16 protein-coding genes are annotated in these 16,150 nt (G+C 64.7%); 3 read left to right on the plus strand and 13 right to left on the minus strand.

All coding sequences use genetic code 11. The features are described from left to right. Window positions 1–8: 8 nt before the first annotated feature. The 6 genes from ACV22W_RS00535 to ACV22W_RS00560 all read right to left on the minus strand — a co-directional run bounded on the left by ACV22W_RS00535 (window position 9) and on the right by ACV22W_RS00560 (window position 6,239). Window positions 9–2,231: a molybdopterin cofactor-binding domain-containing protein gene (locus ACV22W_RS00535; protein WP_448017253.1), complete on the minus strand. Its 2,223-nt coding sequence runs from the start codon at window positions 2,229–2,231 to the stop codon at window positions 9–11. A 1-nt stretch (window position 2,232) separates the two neighbouring features. Further along, window positions 2,233–2,688 carry a (2Fe-2S)-binding protein gene (locus tag ACV22W_RS00540; RefSeq protein ID WP_448017254.1) on the minus strand — a complete coding sequence of 152 codons (456 nt, stop codon included), beginning with the start codon at window positions 2,686–2,688 and terminating at the stop codon, window positions 2,233–2,235. 141 nt (window positions 2,689–2,829) lie between these two features. After that, complete coding sequence (locus ACV22W_RS00545; protein WP_044843118.1) at window positions 2,830–3,129, minus strand: putative quinol monooxygenase; 300 nt, start codon at window positions 3,127–3,129, stop codon at window positions 2,830–2,832. Window positions 3,130–3,222: 93 nt separating this feature from the next. Further along, a complete protein-coding gene (locus ACV22W_RS00550) occupies window positions 3,223–4,281 on the minus strand; it encodes an NADP-dependent oxidoreductase (RefSeq protein WP_448017255.1) in 1,059 nt (352 codons plus the stop codon). A gap of 203 nt (window positions 4,282–4,484) precedes the next feature. Beyond that, complete coding sequence (locus ACV22W_RS00555) at window positions 4,485–5,105, minus strand: TetR/AcrR family transcriptional regulator (protein WP_448017256.1); 621 nt, start codon at window positions 5,103–5,105, stop codon at window positions 4,485–4,487. A gap of 123 nt (window positions 5,106–5,228) precedes the next feature. Next, a complete protein-coding gene (locus tag ACV22W_RS00560) occupies window positions 5,229–6,239 on the minus strand; it encodes a DNA-binding protein (RefSeq protein WP_448017257.1) in 1,011 nt (336 codons plus the stop codon). A gap of 264 nt (window positions 6,240–6,503) precedes the next feature. Between ACV22W_RS00560 and ACV22W_RS00565 the strand changes: the two genes are divergently transcribed. Next, window positions 6,504–7,697 carry an SGNH/GDSL hydrolase family protein gene (locus ACV22W_RS00565; protein ID WP_448017258.1) on the plus strand — a complete coding sequence of 398 codons (1,194 nt, stop codon included), beginning with the start codon at window positions 6,504–6,506 and terminating at the stop codon, window positions 7,695–7,697. Between the two features lie 398 nt (window positions 7,698–8,095). On the opposite strand, the gene ACV22W_RS00570 is transcribed toward ACV22W_RS00565, so the two are convergent. Further along, entirely contained in the window at window positions 8,096–8,965 is an 870-nt protein-coding gene (locus ACV22W_RS00570) for a LysR family transcriptional regulator (RefSeq protein WP_448017259.1), read from the minus strand. Between the two features lie 137 nt (window positions 8,966–9,102). Between ACV22W_RS00570 and ACV22W_RS00575 the strand changes: the two genes are divergently transcribed. Both ACV22W_RS00575 and ACV22W_RS00580 read left to right on the plus strand, forming a co-directional pair. Next, window positions 9,103–9,849, plus strand: a complete 747-nt coding sequence (locus ACV22W_RS00575) for an SDR family oxidoreductase (protein ID WP_448017260.1) — start codon at window positions 9,103–9,105, stop codon at window positions 9,847–9,849. A gap of 142 nt (window positions 9,850–9,991) precedes the next feature. Continuing rightward, window positions 9,992–10,822: an oxidoreductase gene (locus tag ACV22W_RS00580; RefSeq protein ID WP_448017261.1), complete on the plus strand. Its 831-nt coding sequence runs from the start codon at window positions 9,992–9,994 to the stop codon at window positions 10,820–10,822. A gap of 133 nt (window positions 10,823–10,955) precedes the next feature. On the opposite strand, the gene ACV22W_RS00585 is transcribed toward ACV22W_RS00580, so the two are convergent. The 6 genes from ACV22W_RS00585 to ACV22W_RS00610 all read right to left on the minus strand — a co-directional run bounded on the left by ACV22W_RS00585 (window position 10,956) and on the right by ACV22W_RS00610 (window position 16,140). Beyond that, complete coding sequence (locus ACV22W_RS00585) at window positions 10,956–11,570, minus strand: hypothetical protein (RefSeq protein WP_448017262.1); 615 nt, start codon at window positions 11,568–11,570, stop codon at window positions 10,956–10,958. 63 nt (window positions 11,571–11,633) lie between these two features. After that, window positions 11,634–12,425 (minus strand): molybdopterin-dependent oxidoreductase, encoded by a 792-nt coding sequence (locus tag ACV22W_RS00590; RefSeq protein ID WP_448017263.1) that lies wholly within the window; start codon window positions 12,423–12,425, stop codon window positions 11,634–11,636. 2 nt (window positions 12,426–12,427) lie between these two features. Next, window positions 12,428–13,021 (minus strand): cytochrome b/b6 domain-containing protein, encoded by a 594-nt coding sequence (locus ACV22W_RS00595; RefSeq protein ID WP_448017264.1) that lies wholly within the window; start codon window positions 13,019–13,021, stop codon window positions 12,428–12,430. 502 nt (window positions 13,022–13,523) lie between these two features. Next, window positions 13,524–14,069: a thioesterase family protein gene (locus ACV22W_RS00600; RefSeq protein ID WP_448017265.1), complete on the minus strand. Its 546-nt coding sequence runs from the start codon at window positions 14,067–14,069 to the stop codon at window positions 13,524–13,526. A gap of 218 nt (window positions 14,070–14,287) precedes the next feature. Next, window positions 14,288–15,772 carry an HD domain-containing phosphohydrolase gene (locus tag ACV22W_RS00605; protein WP_448017266.1) on the minus strand — a complete coding sequence of 495 codons (1,485 nt, stop codon included), beginning with the start codon at window positions 15,770–15,772 and terminating at the stop codon, window positions 14,288–14,290. A 44-nt stretch (window positions 15,773–15,816) separates the two neighbouring features. After that, the gene (locus tag ACV22W_RS00610) at window positions 15,817–16,140 is read right to left on the minus strand and encodes an ImcF-related family protein (protein ID WP_448017267.1); all 324 of its coding nucleotides are present in this window, start codon (window positions 16,138–16,140) and stop codon (window positions 15,817–15,819) included. Window positions 16,141–16,150: the final 10 nt, after the last annotated feature.

Raw genomic sequence — 16,150 nt, forward strand, 5'->3', positions numbered from 1 at the left:
CTCTCCCCTCAAGCCGTCTTCAGCTGGTTGCCGACCGGGAGCTTGCGCAGCCGCGTGCCGGTCGCCGCGAAGATCGCATTCGACAGCGCCGCCGCGGTCGCGGCCGTGCCCGGTTCGCCGATTCCGCCCGGCGCCTCAGCGCTCTTCACGAGATGCACCTCGATCGGCGGCGTCTCGTTGATGCGCATCATCCGGTAGTCGTTGAAGTTGCTCTGCACGACGCGGCCGTCCTCGATCGTGATCTCGCCATACAGCGCGCCCGTGATCCCGAAGATGATGCCGCCCTGCACTTGCGCCTCGATCGTGCCGGGATTCACGGCCATCCCGCAGTCGACCGCGCATACGGCACGCTTGACCTGCACTTCGCCGCCCTCCACCGCGACGTCGATGACGATCGAGAAGAAGCTGCCGAACGCGTGCATCACCGACACGCCGCGTCCCTGCCCCTTCGGTAGCGGCGTGCCCCATCCGGCGGCCTTCGTCGCGACGTCGAGCACGTTGAGCGCGCGCGGCGTCTTGCCGAGCAGCGCGCGGCGGTACTGCACGGGATCGGTCTTGGTCTGCGCGGCCAGTTCGTCGATGAAGCTCTCGACGACGAAGGTGCTGCGCGTCGGGCCGACGCCGCGCCAGAATGCGGTCGGCACGTGACGCGGCTCCTGCCGCACGTAATCGATCAACTGGTTCGGCAGGTCGTATGGCAGGTCGGTCGCGACTTCGACCGCGTCGGGATCGACGCCGTCCTTGAACGCGGGCGGTGCGAAGCGCGCGAGGATCGACGAACCGACGATCCGGTGCTGCCACGCGACCGGCTTGCCATTCGCGTCGAGGCCGGCCGAAATCCGGTCGTAGTAATACGGCCGATACATGTCGTGCCGGATGTCTTCCTCGCGGGTCCACACGACCTTCACCGGTGCGTTGACCTGCTTGGCGATCTTCACGGCCTGGCCGATCATGTCCGTTTCGAGCCGCCGGCCGAAGCCGCCGCCGAGCAGGTGGTTGTGCACGACGATCTTTTCCGGCGGAAATCCCGTGAGCTGCTGTACCGTGTCGCGCGCGCGCGTCGGCACCTGCGTGCCGACCCAGATCTCGCAGCCGTCGGCGCGCACGTGCACCGTGCAGTTCACCGGCTCCATCGTGGCGTGCGCAAGGAGCGGCTGTTCGTAGACGGCGTCGATGCGCGTCTTCGCATTCGCGAACGCGTGGCCGACGTCGCCGTCCTTGCGCGCGACCGCGCCCTTCCCGTTCGCGGCGGCCTGCGCGAGATCGGCGACGATGTCCCTGGTCGACACCTTCGCGCCCGCACCTTCGTTCCACTTCACGACCAGCGCCGACGCGCCGCGTTTCGCGGCCCACGTGTGATCGCCGACCACCGCGACCGCGTTGTCCGCGCGCACGATCTGGCGCACGCCCGGAATCTTCTTCGCGGCCGCCTCGTCGACGCTCGCGACCGTGCCGCCGAACACCGGGCTGTTCACGATCACCGCGTACAGCATGCCGGGCAGACGCACGTCGAGCCCGAACTGCGCGGTGCCGTCGACCTTCTCCGGCGAATCGAGCCGCTTCACCGGCTTGCCGATCAGCTTGAAATCGGCCGGCTGCTTCAGCCCGACGTCCTTCGGCACCGGCAGCTTCGACGCGGCGTCCGCGAGCTGGCCGTACGATGCGCGCCGGCCGCTCGGGGGGTGCCGCACTTCGCCGTTTTCCGCCCGGCAGGTGGCCGGATCGACGTTCCATTGCTTCGCCGCCGCGGAAACCAGCAGCGTACGCGCGGTCGCGCCCGCGCGGCGCAGCGGTTCCCACGCGTAGCGCACCGACGTCGAGCCGCCCGTCAACTGGCCGCCGAGCAGCGGATCGAGGAACAGCTTCTCATTGGGCGGCGCGTGGTCGAGCGTGACGTTCGACAGCGGCACCTCGAGCTCCTCGGCGATCAGCATCGGCAGCGCCGTGTAGACGCCTTGCCCCATCTCGACCTTCGGCATCACCAGCGTGACCTTGCCGCTGCGGTCGATCTGCACGAACGCGTTCGGCGCGAATACGCCGGCGCGCGCACTTTCGTCCGCATCGCCGCCGATCACCGAGCGCCGTGCGTCATCGCCGGCCGCCGGCAGGCTGAAACCGAGCAGCAAGCCACCGCCCGCCGCCGCGCCAAGCGACATGCCCGCCTTCAAAAACGAACGGCGCGACACGCCCACGCCGGTCGCCTTGCCTGCTTCGATCAGTCCTCGCGACATGTCACGCCCCCTTCGCAGCTTGCTTGACGGCCGCGCGAATCCGGTTGTACGTGCCGCAGCGGCAGATGTTGCCGGCCATCGCCGCGTCGATGTCGGCGTCGCTCGGGTTCGGATTCGACGCGATCAGCGCCGTGGCCGCCATCACCTGTCCGGACTGGCAGTAGCCGCATTGGACGACGTCGAGCTCGCGCCACGCTTCCTGAACCTTCTGCCCGGCCGGCGTCGCGCCGACGGCTTCGATCGTCGTGATCCTGCGGCCCGAGACGGCCGCGACCGGCAGCACGCACGAGCGCGCGGCGACGCCGTCGAGATGGACGGTGCACGCGCCGCATTGCGCGATCCCGCAGCCGAATTTCGTGCCAGTCAGGCCCACGACGTCACGCAGGACCCACAGCAGGGGCATGTCGTCGGGGGCGTCGACCGTGCGGTTCTCGCCGTTGATATTGAGGGTGACCATTCAGACTCCGAGGCCGATGTATTGGGGAAGCGGCGCGAACGATGCGCTGCACCGCGTTGTCGTTGTCATTGCCGTCGCGTCATGCGTGACGGCTGTCGCGCGGCCGGGGCGGGAGCGAGCCGCGACGACGGTGCCGCGTCGTTACTCGGCCACGTCGATGCCCGACAGCACCTTGATGACGGGCGGCGCCGCGAACCAGTCGGCCGACTTCACGCGGAATTCGGTGAAATGCGGGCTGGCGAGGTGCGCGTCGAACGCGGCCTGGTCGTCGTAGATCTCGTACAGGTGCAGGTTCGGCGAACCGTCCTGCTCGCGGAACAGGTCGTAGCGCCGGTTGCCCGGTTCGACGCGCGTCTTGGCGACCATGCTGCGCAATTCGGCCTCGGCGGCCTGCGCGTGTTCGGGTTTCAGGAACAGGGAAGCAATCACGTGAAGCGCCATCTTGTCACTCCTTTCGAAACGGAATCGAGCATGCCACAAGCCGGCGTCTCGCGACGCCAGCGTGCAATCGTTGTGTGTCGTCCTGCGCCGGTGTCAGGCCAGTTCGTCCGGACCCACGCGCACGACGACCTTGCCGAAATTCTTGCCGGCGAGCAAGCCGATCAGTGCTTGCGGTGCGTCAGCCAGGTCGGGGACCACATCCTCAAGCGTCTTCACCTTGCCCTGCGCGACCCACTCAGTCATCTCCTTCAGGAACGACGCATAACCGGTCGCATAGTGATCCAGAATGATGAACCCCTGCATCCGGATGCGCTTGCGCAGGATCGTGCCCATCAACGCCGGCACGCGGTCACGGCCGCCCGATACCGCGGTGTCGTCGTACGCCGCGTCGTTGTAATGCGCGATGATTCCGCACACCGGCACGCGCGCATGATCGTTGAGCAGCGGCCACACCGCGTCGAACACGGCACCGCCGACGTTCTCGAAATAAACGTCGATGCCGTTCGGGCAGGCGTCCTTCAGCCGGGCGGCAAATTGCGGATCGCGGTGATCGACGCACTCGTCGAAGCCGAGCGTGCCCTTCACGTACGCGACCTTGTCGGCGCCACCCGCGACGCCGACCACGCGGCAGCCCTTCAGCTTCGCGATCTGGCCGACCACCGCGCCGACGGCCCCGCTCGCGGCGGCCACGACCACGGTTTCGCCGGCCTTCGGCTCGCCGATCGTCAGCAGTCCGGTGTAAGCGGTGAACCCCGGCATGCCGAGCACGCCGAGCGCATGCGACGGGTGCGGGAAGTCGCGGCCGAGCGGAATGAGATCGCTGCCGTCGGACAGCGAATAGTCCTGCCAGCCGCCACCGGCGACGACCAGGTCGCCTTCGCGATACGCGGGCAGGTTCGACGCCACGACACGGCTGATCGTGCCGCCGACCATCACGTCGCCGAGTTCGACCGGCGGGGCGTACGACGGCGCGTCGCTCATCCGGCCGCGCATGTACGGGTCGAGCGACAGCCAGACCGTGCGCAACAGCACCTGGCCGGCGCCGGGCACCGGCACGTCGCCGGTCTCGGTACGGAAGTCGTTCGGGGTGGGCGCGCCGACCGGGCGCGCGTTCAGGATGATTCTGCGGTTTGCTGCCTTGCTTTGCGGCATGAGAACCTCCGTCAACAGGAAGGGACGTGCACCGGGCACGATCGGATCAACTTGGACAACCGTGATGCGTGAGGCCGCGGGCGGTGCCAGCCAATCGGCCGGCGGAGCCGCAGCCTCGCGGGTAAAGCAACGGGATTTCAGCGTAAGTAGACCAGTCGTCTAGCGTTCATTCAAAAAACAAGGCGCGCCTGCGCGCGCCCACGTTACGACTGCGCTCCGTCTGGCTCGAAGGACGGCAGGTTCAGCATCCGCCGTGTTTCGAGCATCGCGCGTTCGAGCGGTTTGCGATTCCGGTGAATCTTCTCCAGCAGCGTCGCACCCAGCCACAGCTCGTAAAGGATCGCGGCCGTATGCGCCGGATCCTCGACACCACTCAGCGAGCCGTCGGCCAGCCCGGCCTCGATCCCGCCCGCGAGCCGCTCGATGATCTGGCCGGTGCCGCGCCGTAGCACCGCGCGCATCGCCTCCGACAGATCGGACACTTCCGCGCCGAGCTTCACCGCGAGGCACTTGCCTTCCGGATCGTCCGCACACTGCGTGTGCAGCCAGTTGCCCCAGTACGTCATCAGGCGCTGCGCGCCCGTGCCGGCCTGATGGCCGAGCAGGTTGTCGAGATGCTCGAGATAGCCTTCGAAATACGATTCGAGCAGCGCCTCGCCGAACGCCTCTTTCGAGCCGAAGTAATGGTAGAACGAGCCCTTCGGGATGCCCGCCGCGGCGAGAATCTCGTTCAGACCGACCGCCGAGAACCCCTTGTGGAGCATGATCGGCTTCGCGATATTCAGGATGTGCTGGCGGACTTCCGCGCCTGAAGATGCATTCATGATGGCGTATCTTAGCAACGATTAGACCGGTCGTCTAGTAACGTCGAGCCGGCAAGTTGAGCGGCACTTTACCCGAATCGCGCCACGTCGCGGATGCGTTGTCGCCGCACCGTGGCGTCCATGTCACGCGGGTTTGGGAATGCGCTTCCTGGCGACCGGTTTCGCCGCGCGCAGGCTGCCGCCCGCCGGCCGGCCAGGCGCCCTGCGCACGGGCGGGCGTGATGCGCGCTCGGCACGTAATGCGTCGAGCTCGCCGACATACGCGACGTTGGCCGCGCGGGCGCCGTCGAGCTGGCCTTCGAGCACCCCGCAGCGGTGCTGTGCGTCAGCCAATTGAGCTTGCAGCGCCGCGAGATCCTTGCGGTGCTGCGTTTCGCGCTGTTCGGCGCGCGTCGCGGCCGCGTCGAGCTCTTTTTGAACACGCGCAGCCGCGAGCCGTTCGCGGTCGATCTCCTGAAGCGCCCGTTTCTCCGATGCACGCAAGCGTTCCTCTGCCCGACCCGCGTCGTCGCGCAACCGGTCGAGCTGCGACGTGAAATCGGCGCGCGCTTGCGCCAGCGCACGATCGGCGTCCGCATTGTCGGACTTCAACCGCTCGACTTCCGCCTGCAGCGCGCGGCGCGATGCTTCGTCGGCCGCCCTCGCCTGCTCGAGTTCCTGGATGCGCACCTGGGCCGCCAGCAACGCGCTCGTGCGGTGCTCCAGCGCGGTTTCGGTACGGGACAGGTCGCCCTGCGATGCGGCGACCTCCGCCTTCGCTGCCGCCCGTTCGGCTTCGACTTCGGCGCGCAGTGCATCGAGCGCTGCGGCGGCATCGGTCGTCGAGCGGCTCCACAACGCAGCGACGAGCTCGCCGGCTACGGCCTGCAGGTCGGCCGGCAAGTCGGGATGCTCGATGCGCACCCGGCTCTTCTCCCGCAACTCGGCCCAGAACTCGCCGAGAACCGCCGTCGGCGTGCTCATGCTGCCCTTGCGCACGAGCTGGTACAGGCGGTTCGCGGTGGGCGTGATGCCGAAGCGGAAGAACATCAATGCGCAGACCTCGCGATACAGGTCGCGGGTTTTCGGGAAATCGGCCTTCAGGCGGTCGATTTCGGCGATCAGGCGGGAGTCGTCGGGGGTGAGGTCGGGCATGGCGGATTGAGTCGGTAATTTCGTAAATAATATAACGTACACCGTCAAACATCCAATCATTCATCCATTTTAATTTGACATTATTTTTATAATGTTGATGTTTGGTGAGCGCGCTTCGCTATTTCGAACGTGGCTTGACCCGAGCCCCAGAACTGTCCCATTTGAAAGTGATAATTCCAGGGTGACGTTGTCATCGAGACCGGACGTATGGACGATCACCGCCGGCCCGATAAAATCTCATGCTCTTAACCTGGCATCGGCCCCATGACGAACGACCACTGCAGTTGGATCGCTACACCAATTAGTGGGCAGCTTTTGCGTGGCGCCCTTGAAGTCGAACAAACAGAACGGGGAGTATTGCCGCACCGCCTGCCCGCCTGGGCTCGCGCCCAATGCACTGACCCTCAGTTGACGATGGCCGAATCGCAACCTTCCGGCGTGCGGCTGGTGTTCCGCACCCGTGCTACTGATATCGAACTTGATGTCCTGCCGACACGGTACGTCTATGCTGGTATCCCGCCCAGGCCCGCCGGCGTGTATGACCTGCTCATCGATGGTCACCTTGTCCGCCAGAACAGCGCTGTCGGTGGAGACATCGTGACGATCGACATGGCCGCCGGCACAACCTGCAAAGAGACGGGCTCGATCGCTACCCTCCGATTTGACGGTCTGCCCAGCCACGACAAGAAAGTCGAAATCTGGCTGCCGCACAATGAAACCACCGAGGTCGTCACGCTGCGTGCCAATGCCTGCATTGAGCTTGAGGCCGACTCCAGTCGAAAGGTCTGGTTGCACCATGGCAGTTCCATCAGTCACGGTTCGAACGCGGACGGTCCCACCTCCATCTGGCCTGCTCTTGCCGCGTCCCTCGGCAAAGTGGAACTAATCAATCTTGGTTTGGGCGGCAGCGCTCTACTCGATCCCTTCACCGCTCGAACCATACGCGGCACGCCTGCTGACCTGATCAGCCTCAAAATCGGTATCAACCTCGTCAACACGGATCTAATGCGCCTGCGCGCCTTTACGCCTGCGGTACATGGTTTCCTCGACACCATCCGCGAAGGTCATCCAACCACGCCACTGCTGATCATTTCGCCACTCTACTGCCCGATTCATGAAGATACCCCTGGCCCTGGGGCATTCGACGTTAGTGCGCTGACCACCGGGAGGGTATCGTTTCGGGCGACGGGCGATCCGGCCGAGCGCAAGGCCGGGAAACTAACGTTGACCGTCATCCGAGACGAGTTGCAACGCATCGTGCAGCGGCGCGTGGCGTACGACCCATATTTGCACTATCTCGACGGCCTTGAACTCTACGGTCAACGGGATTTCGCCGATCTGCCGCTTGCGGATCAACTCCACCCGGATGGGTCGGCGCATCGTCGCATTGGCGAACGGTTTGCCAAGCTTGCGTTCGGCCGCGGCGGTCCTTTTTCGGTCGGATGCGCATCGCTGTGAAATTCGGATTGGCTTCGCGAGCGGACATTCAAGCGCAAAGTGTGAATGTCCCTTCTTGGCAGAAAATGCTAATCGCGTCCGGCTATTCCGCTCATCCGGTGCGACGAAGATCAAGCTGCGGAACTGAGCAGCAACAGGCTGTTGCCGCAATGTTGCACCAGATGGGCTGTTGAAGCGCGGCATAGGCGTGCCCAAGGCTCAATGTGGACAGCCTCCACCACCCTGGAAAACAAGCATTAAAGTCGCGTCCCCGGCTGGGGGTGAGGCGGATATTGTTGCGCACGCACCCAAATTTTTGATCATCTGTTATGTGCGCGCCATGCCCCTGTCACGAGCACCTTTCCTCATTTCGCCGCTCGTGAGCCACAGCTGACCGTATCGGATCCACGAAGTTCGACTCAGCGAGCGGCAATCGGCGATTCGGTCAGCATCGAATCGGCGATATCGAGCATCGCGCGCAAGCGATCCATATGCCGAAGGTCATGGTGGTATCCCACCCATATGTCTCTGGAGGGAGGCGGATCCGGCGTTTCGATGCGCTGCACTGCCGATATCGCGTCGCCCAGCGGCCGTGGCAGCACCGCCATGCCCATGCCTGCCGCGCACATCCGCGCCTGAACGGCTCGGCTCGTGCTGGTAAAGACACGCCGCGACCGCGGGAACCTGTCGAGCAGCCAGGCGACGTCGGGGAAGTGAGACTGCGCCGTATTCATCACGATCAATCCCACTGAAGCAGGATCGCGTCGCAAGACAAGTGCGGTTTCCTCCGTGCAGTAAAGACCGTACGGAATGCTCATCAGGCGGCGCTGAACAACGTCCGGTTCGGTGAAAGGAACGATCCGGAAGGCAAGGTCGGCCTCACGACGCGACAGGCTCAGCAATCGGTAGCTCGCGATCACTTCCGGCACCACGGCCGGATGACGGCGCATCAGTTCCGCCAGAACTGGCGCGAGAACGTAGCCGGCGAACCACTCAGCGCACGATATACGCAAGATGCCTTCGAGACGGTCGTGATTACCGGCCAAACGCCGCTCCATGGCCAGCGCGGCGTTTTCCATGGCTTCGGCCAGGCTCAGCACGGTATCCCCGGCGTCCGTGAGCACCAGCCCATCCGCGGTCCTGCGGAACAGCGCCTGCCCGGATTCATCTTCCAGCGCCTTGATCCGGCGACCGATCGTCGGATGGCTCACGCCCAGGCTTCGGGCTGCCGCACCGAAAGATCCTTCCCGCTTGACCGCCAGAAAGACCCGGACATCACTCCATTCCATGCGATGAACCTTCGTTCAAAAATGTACGCTCAATATACAAGAACGACAATTCACAAACAATTGTGTGGCCCTCACGATGGTGGCTTTCAGCAACTAAACCGCCCCGCTCGGGGCCAACGTCTGCGGAGTGTGAAGACATGGACAAGTTGAAGGGCAAGGTCGCGATCGTGACGGGTGCGTCGAAAGGGATCGGCGCCGGCATCGCGCGCCAGCTTGCGGCCGACGGCGCACAGGTCGTCGTCAACGACGCATCCAGCGCGAGCGGTGCCGAAAAGGTCGTCGGGGACATTCAGGCCACCGGCGGGAAGGCATTGGCGGTGCGCGCCGACGTGACGAACAAGACGGAGGTCGAGGCGCTCGTCAAGGCAGCCGTCGACCATTTCGGGCGGTTGGATATCGTGGTGAACAACTCCGGCGTCTGCCAGTTCGCCAGGATCGAGGAGACCACCGAGTCGCGCTGCCGCGAGCAATTCGACATCAACGTTCTCGGCCCGCTGCGGGTCGTCGGGGCCGCGGCGCCGCATCTCGGCAAGGGCAGCAGCGTCGTCAACGTCAGTTCCAGCGTCACGCGCGTCCTTCCGGCCGAGAGTGCCATCCATAGCGGCACGAAAGGCGCAATCGACGCCATCAGCGGCGTGCTCTCGCGGGAGCTCGGCCCGCGCGGCATCCGGGTCAATGCCGTGAACCCCGGCTTGGTGGAAACGGAGGGCACCCATGCTGCCGGGGTGATCGGCTCGGACTTCGAGACGTGGAACGCGGACCAGACACCGCTTGGCCGCATCGGCCAGGTGCGGGACATCGCGCCGATCGTTTCGTTTCTCGCGTCGGACGACTCGGGGTGGATGACGGGCGAGATCATCCTTGCGTCGGGCGGCATGCGCTGACGCGGCATGCTCGCGGGAACGTGCGCCGTGCGCAACAGACACGAGCGCTTCCATGAGAAGCGCGTCGGTCCTGCATCGGCACGCATGTTGGCATGCCCCGTCGAGCGAATCGAAACACAGCATCGAGTGAAAGGAGAAACGCATGAACAAAACCTGGTTGATCACCGGCTGCTCCGGCGGCTTCGGCCTGCGTCTCGCACGCACGGCGGCCGCGCGCGGCGACTACGTGGTGGCAACGGCGCGTGCGCCGGAAACGCTACGCGATCTGGCACGGCGTTATCCGGACACGCTGCGTGTTGCAGCGTTGGACGTGACGAAGCCGGAGACGATACACGCGGCCATTGCCTTGACGACCGAAACGTTCGGCAGGTTGGACGTGCTGGTCAATAACGCCGGGCATGGATTCATGGGGGCGATCGAGGAAGGCACCCCGGAGGAATACCGGCCGTTATTCGATGTGAACGTCTTCGGGCTCATCGAGACGACGCGTGCGGCCTTGCCGCTGATGCGGCGCACCGGAGGCGGCAGGATCGTGAACCTGTCGTCCGGTGCGGGTATCGCCGGCTCGGGTGGCCGCGGCTATTACAACGCGACGAAGTTTGCGGTCGAAGGCCTGTCCGAGGCACTCGCGCAGGAAGTCGAACCGATGGGCATTCGCGTGATCGTCGTCGAGCCGGGTCCGTTTCGAACCGAATTCCTGGGGCGCTCGATCGCGGTCGCCAAGCAGCAAATCAGCGACTATGCGGCAACCGCCGGCTCCGCGCGCAGCTACCGCGACAGCAATGACGGACATCAGGCAGGCGATCCTGCCAAAGCCGCCGCGGTGATGATTCAGGCAATCGATTCGGACGATCCGCCCTTGCACCTGCCGATCGGACCGAACGCTCATGCAATTGCGGAACGCAAGCTGAAGGCGTTCCGCCAAGACATCGACGCATGGCGTGCGCGCTCCATTGCGACCGACTTCGATTGACGGCCTCGGGCCGACGTAACGGTCGGCCCGAAAAAATGAATCGCGGACACGCGGCCGCTCCTTGAACATCGGTTCGTCGACCGCCGTCCGGTTGCCCGCCGGCGAACGACGAGTCGCCCGCCGAGCGGCCGGCTTACATCGGAGGCGCTACCCCATCCTTCTCGACCACGATCTGGCGTCCGTCGTATGCCCCGCCCTTGCCCGGCGTTGCCACGACGAAGATCTTCTTGCCCGTCAACAAATCGGCGCGCGTCGCCTGGACGAGCGTCACGACCGGTGCGTCGGGCGGCACGTTGATCGTATTGCTGCCGCCCTTATACGAAAGCTTGATATCTCGCCCGCTCGTGCCTTGAACGACGGTATCCACATTCGCGTTCGTCATCGTGCTGTTCGCGGCGAGATCCCATGCATAGTGACCTTCACCCATGCCGCGCGCGGCTTCGGGGAATACGAGCACTTCCTTCGCGATCAACTTGCCGTTCTCGCCCGGCATGGCCGCCGCGCCGACATAGGAACCGGGTTTGATATCGGAAAGCTGAATCGCTTTCACCGCGTTCACGTTGGCCGACGATGCGACATTGATGAGCACGGTATCGCCGCTGCGACGGTGTACCTTCAGGCTGTCTCCGGAAAACGAGACGATGTCGCCGCGAATGCGCTCGGGCTTGCCCGCGGCGGATTGCGCGAGCGCGCTGCCGGCCAGCGTAGCCGCGACGACGGAAATGGCGAGTTTGAGTCGAATGGACATGAATGCTCCTTTGAAGAGGTTGCGATCGAGAATGTCACCGGCACGGTGTCCAGGGCCAAGGGCTCAGGAACCGCCGAACCAGTTGTATCCCTGGTTTTCCCAATAACCGCCCGGGAATGCGTTGGTCACCGTGATGGCGACGATATGTTTCGGATTCTTGTATCCGAGCTTGGTCGGCATGCGCAGCTTCATCGGGAAGCCGTACTTCGCCGGCAAGACGCTGCCGTCATAGGTGAGCGTCAGCAGCGTTTGCGGATGGAGCGCAGTCGGCATGTCGATGCTCGTCCAGTAGTTGTCGGCGCAATGCAGCGCGACGTACTTCGCGGTGGTGTCGGCGCCGGCGCGCAACAGGAAGTCGGAAAATCGCACGCCGCCCCACTTCCCGATCGCGCTCCACCCTTCGATGCAGATATGCCGCGTAACCTGGCTTTCCTGCGGCAGCGCATGGAGCTCGTCGAGCGTCCACGCACGCTTGCCTTTGACCAGCCCGCCGAGCTGTAGCCGATATCTCGCCGCATCCACGTCCGGCACCTGGTCGATGTCGTAGTACGCATTGAACGGAAAGGGCCGCGCGATCATCGACTCGGGATATGTCGGCGCAAGCTTGCGCGGATCGAAGAGCGACGCCTGCACGTCGTCGTTGAACGACGACACGCGGCGCAGCATCGTGTTGACCGATTGCTCGTCGGTCAGGTCGCAGCCGGAAAGCAGCATCAGGCCGCCGAGCGTGAGGATCCGCTTGCCGAACAGGCGGCGTTGCGTCGACTGGAGTGCGTTGCGCGCATCCTTGAGGATCGCATGCGAATCGAGCTGCGAGACGCGGTCGGCCCGCGAGGAACGTTTTGGTCCATTCATGATCAACGCCCTCGAATCATCGTGAGCAATGAGCGCGGAACGAGCGCGACCATCACGACGTGAACGACAAAAAAACCGACGAGCACGCTCATCGCGACGAAATGAACGATGCGTGCGTTGTCGAATCCGCCCATCAATGTCCTCAGGACCGCAAGCTGCACCGGTTTCCAGATGGCGAGTCCCGACAGAACGAGCAGCACGATATCGGCGAGCACGCCGAGATACGCGAACTTCTGCACGGCGTTGTACTGCGCTGGATCAGCGTGGACCAGCTTTCCGCGCAGCGCGGCGGCGAGGTCGGAAAGGACTGCGCGCATGCCGAGGGGCAACAGCTTCCTGCGCAACCGCCCTGTTGCAATGCCGAGCACGAGATACGCGAACAGGTTGCCGACCAGGACCCACATCGCCGCGAAGTGCCAGAGGAGCGCGCCACCCAGCCAGCCACCAAGCGTGATGGAAGGCGGAAACGTAACCGCCCTGAAAATCGGCGACGCGTTGTAGACCTGCCAGCCGCTCAGGCACATGGCGATGACTGCGGCGGCATTGAGCCAGTGGAAAAGTCGAACCCACAGCGGATGAATCGTCGAGCGTCTCAAAGCGAACTTCCTCGTAACATTGCGGATGGTGCAAGCGCAATGCCGTGGTGACATGCGCGTGACGAGAAGGATCGCAATTGCCTGGACACATCGGTATCGGTCGAACGACCGACCCCGGCCGGACGCCCGTCGAGCCGACGTATCGGCGGCCGGCCGGAACAACGGCGGTAGTGTGCCGGACGACGCGTCGACGCAATTTGGGTTGATGCGGTATGCAGACTATATGGCAGACGAACAGACCGCCGAAGGCCGACTGACGCAGATCCTGCGGAACCATCGGCGCCCGCGGAAGCGCTGACCATCATCCATTGGCGGAGCCCCCACCGATCGGCGGCGGTTCGTACGTTCGTGGATTGATGCATCGAGATCTTTGATGAATATCGCGCCCACTGCCCGGGCGGCAATCGTCTCGTCGGTCACGCCGACAGCCATACTTCCGGCGCCGACGAAGACCATGGCGACCGCTGACGGCATGCCCGCGCGCGGCTGCCATCGCGGTGCGTCAAGACTGCGGAACAGATTCCGCATGCACCGCCATCCCGCCCTCGGCTCGGCTCCATTGCACGACCCATTCGGGCAGATCGGGCGATGGCTGGGTCACGCCGATCCACGCCAGGAGTTCGTTGGTCGGCACGGTACCTCCGCCGCGCTTCAGGAACCGCGTTCGCACGACGCCGAGCGCGACCTCGGTCCCGCCACGGCTGAACCCCTGCTCCAGAAACACATGCTTTTCGTCCCAACCGATCACACGCGTCGTGACGTCGTAGCGCTCCCACAGATGCAGCGATCGATGAAATCGTATCGTCTCGAGCGTGACGACGGGATACCAGCTTTGCGCATTGACACGTTGCCAGACGCGCGAGCGCAGCAACAGATCGACCCGCCCCAGATCCAGAATGGCAAAGTAGCGGCCATTGGTCATATGACGCAGCACATCAAGGTCGTTGGGCCACACGCGGAACGGCGTGACACAGGTGTCGAGGATGTGCAGTCGCTGACGACGCCGGCGCAGCAGGAACGTCAGACACAAACGCAGCAGTAGATTCATGAATCGCGGGTTTTGACGGTGCCGTCGCAGAGCGCGCGCGTCACGGCATCCATACCGAACGGGAAGCAATCGAAGCGCTCGAGGTTACGCGACGACCCATGCCACGCGTATCGGTCGAGTGACCGATACGGATCGAATGACTGCCCGGCGCTGGCCCCTGCTCGCGCGGCAGCCCGTCACCGAATCACGATACGTCGAGACCGGGCGAGGCATTATCGCTACAGCAGCCCCATCGCCGACGCTTTGAGCGTGGCCGCCGCACGCGTCGAGCAATCGAGCTTGCGAAACATGCTCTCTACGTGGGTACGCACGGTGCTCGGGCTCATCGCCAGCTCGCGCGCGGCCTCCTTGTTGCTCGCGCCACGCGAGATCACGCGCAGTACGTCCATCTCCCGCGCCGACAGGCGCGCACTCTGCGTGGCGCGTTTCACAGACCGTCTACCCGCGGGCGCCGGCTCCACGATCGCCTCCACCGCCTCGTCGCTCAACCTCCCGCGCTCGACCTCCTCGCGCAAGATTTTCCGGGCGGCATCAGCCGGCAGCGCGTCGCGCCAGGGCCGCGGCGAACGCAGGGCTACCCACGCGACCGAGGCCGCCAGCACGCGTGCCTCAAGCGTCAAAGCGCGTCCGGCCGCGCCGCGGAAGTATCCCGAGCCGTCCTGCCTCTCGTACGCATAGGAAGCGAGCTCGGCGGCCTCGGCGAGGGCGCCGGTTTGCCTGCCGGCGCGCGCCGTCCAGTAAGGCACCAGTCGAATCTTTTCCCAGGCGCTGGCCGCCAGCGTCCCGCGCTGATTCCACACCTCGTTGGGGACGGCGGCACGGCCTATGCCGTGAATCAACGCAGCCTGGTAGACGCGGGTTTGCGCCGTTTGATCGAGTGCAAGCCGCACGCAGCATGCTGCCGCAGTCGTTGCGACCGCACGCGAAAAGCCCGTCATCCACGGCAACTTGAGATCGATCACATCGGCGATCAGCTCGGCCGAGGTCGTCCGTTGCATGTCGGGCGTGGTCAATGCAGCGTCGAAATCGTCGAGCGTCGCGCGCCCGACCTCATCCAGCCAGCCGCTTGCATTCCTGATGGCCGTTCCGACGAGATGGGCCGGATATCGACCGTTCGAGCGTTGCTCGATGAGCGCGAGTGCCCGTTCAGTGCCGTAAGTGCGACCGAATACCTCCAGATCGCCCGCCAGCGCAACGACGAACACCGGCATCGGCACAGACTCTCCAGCCAGTTTCGCGGGAAATCCCACGCCATCCCATGTTTCGAAGATGTGACGGAGCGACGTTACCGTCGTGCTGGACAGGCCCGACATGCTCGCGATCTCGCCTGATACCTCACAGTGGGTTTCCGCGAGCGGCAGCATGACGGACGCCGCGCCGCCCACCGCCTCCAGCGGCGCGGCCCAGTCCGATTGTCCATCGAGCATCGCCAGCCTGATCGCGATATCGTCGCCAAACACTTCGGCGAAGCCCGCCGCGTTTGCGGTGCAGCCCGACCAGCGCAGCAGCGCCACCTCGCGCACCGTATCGCAAGTCTGCGAATCAAGCCCGGCCGAGCGGGCGAGTCGTGCCGCGAGCCATCCGGTGCGCAATGAATGGTCAGTCGGCTGTCCCATGCTGAGGTCGCCGACGAACGCGAGCGCTCTTACCGAATCGAACACCCGCAGCGTGGTCTGGTTTGCATCGACTTCGAACGTGGGCATGGATGCGGAAAATCGTGGAGGTCACCGCGGATCATACGCGACGCTTACGATTTGCAGCTGGCGCGCGTGTACGCACCGTCGATCCCTTGCGTGAGCGGTGCGCCGCTTTTGCGCACGAACGCGACCTGCCCGCCGCGCCCGGCTGCGGTGAGCATCGAGAGCGGCGGTAAGCGCTGAAGCACGAGCTCGTTCCGGACGCGAGCGTCGAGCCGATGACTCCGCTCGGATACCCGTGCCAGGGCGGGCTCGATTGATCGGGTGACGCCGGGCCGTCCGCGAGGACGGCCATCACTGTGCCCGGCGACATACGCGCGTTGACATCGGAACCGATCGGTCCATATAATGAATCCAACTTTTGAGCACCTCATCGTTTGCGAA

This window comes from Burkholderia sp. AW49-1 (assembly GCF_053427845.1).

Bases quoted from the DNA above. Each gene is read 5' to 3' on its own strand.
- ACV22W_RS00575 (WP_448017260.1), top strand. From the start codon at position 9,103: ATGGACAAGTTGAAGGGCAAGGTCGCGATCGTGACGGGTGCGTCGAAA.
- ACV22W_RS00590 (WP_448017263.1), bottom strand. From the start codon at position 12,425: ATGAATGGACCAAAACGTTCCTCGCGGGCCGACCGCGTCTCGCAGCTC.
- ACV22W_RS00535 (WP_448017253.1), bottom strand. From the start codon at position 2,231: ATGTCGCGAGGACTGATCGAAGCAGGCAAGGCGACCGGCGTGGGCGTG.
- ACV22W_RS00565 (WP_448017258.1), top strand. From the start codon at position 6,504: ATGACGAACGACCACTGCAGTTGGATCGCTACACCAATTAGTGGGCAG.
- ACV22W_RS00580 (WP_448017261.1), top strand. From the start codon at position 9,992: ATGAACAAAACCTGGTTGATCACCGGCTGCTCCGGCGGCTTCGGCCTG.
- ACV22W_RS00570 (WP_448017259.1), bottom strand. From the start codon at position 8,965: ATGGAATGGAGTGATGTCCGGGTCTTTCTGGCGGTCAAGCGGGAAGGA.
- ACV22W_RS00585 (WP_448017262.1), bottom strand. From the start codon at position 11,570: ATGTCCATTCGACTCAAACTCGCCATTTCCGTCGTCGCGGCTACGCTG.
- ACV22W_RS00610 (WP_448017267.1), bottom strand. From the start codon at position 16,140: ATGAGGTGCTCAAAAGTTGGATTCATTATATGGACCGATCGGTTCCGA.
- ACV22W_RS00555 (WP_448017256.1), bottom strand. From the start codon at position 5,105: ATGAATGCATCTTCAGGCGCGGAAGTCCGCCAGCACATCCTGAATATC.
- ACV22W_RS00550 (WP_448017255.1), bottom strand. From the start codon at position 4,281: ATGCCGCAAAGCAAGGCAGCAAACCGCAGAATCATCCTGAACGCGCGC.
- ACV22W_RS00600 (WP_448017265.1), bottom strand. From the start codon at position 14,069: ATGAATCTACTGCTGCGTTTGTGTCTGACGTTCCTGCTGCGCCGGCGT.
- ACV22W_RS00560 (WP_448017257.1), bottom strand. From the start codon at position 6,239: ATGCCCGACCTCACCCCCGACGACTCCCGCCTGATCGCCGAAATCGAC.
- ACV22W_RS00605 (WP_448017266.1), bottom strand. From the start codon at position 15,772: ATGCCCACGTTCGAAGTCGATGCAAACCAGACCACGCTGCGGGTGTTC.
- ACV22W_RS00540 (WP_448017254.1), bottom strand. From the start codon at position 2,688: ATGGTCACCCTCAATATCAACGGCGAGAACCGCACGGTCGACGCCCCC.
- ACV22W_RS00545 (WP_044843118.1), bottom strand. From the start codon at position 3,129: ATGGCGCTTCACGTGATTGCTTCCCTGTTCCTGAAACCCGAACACGCG.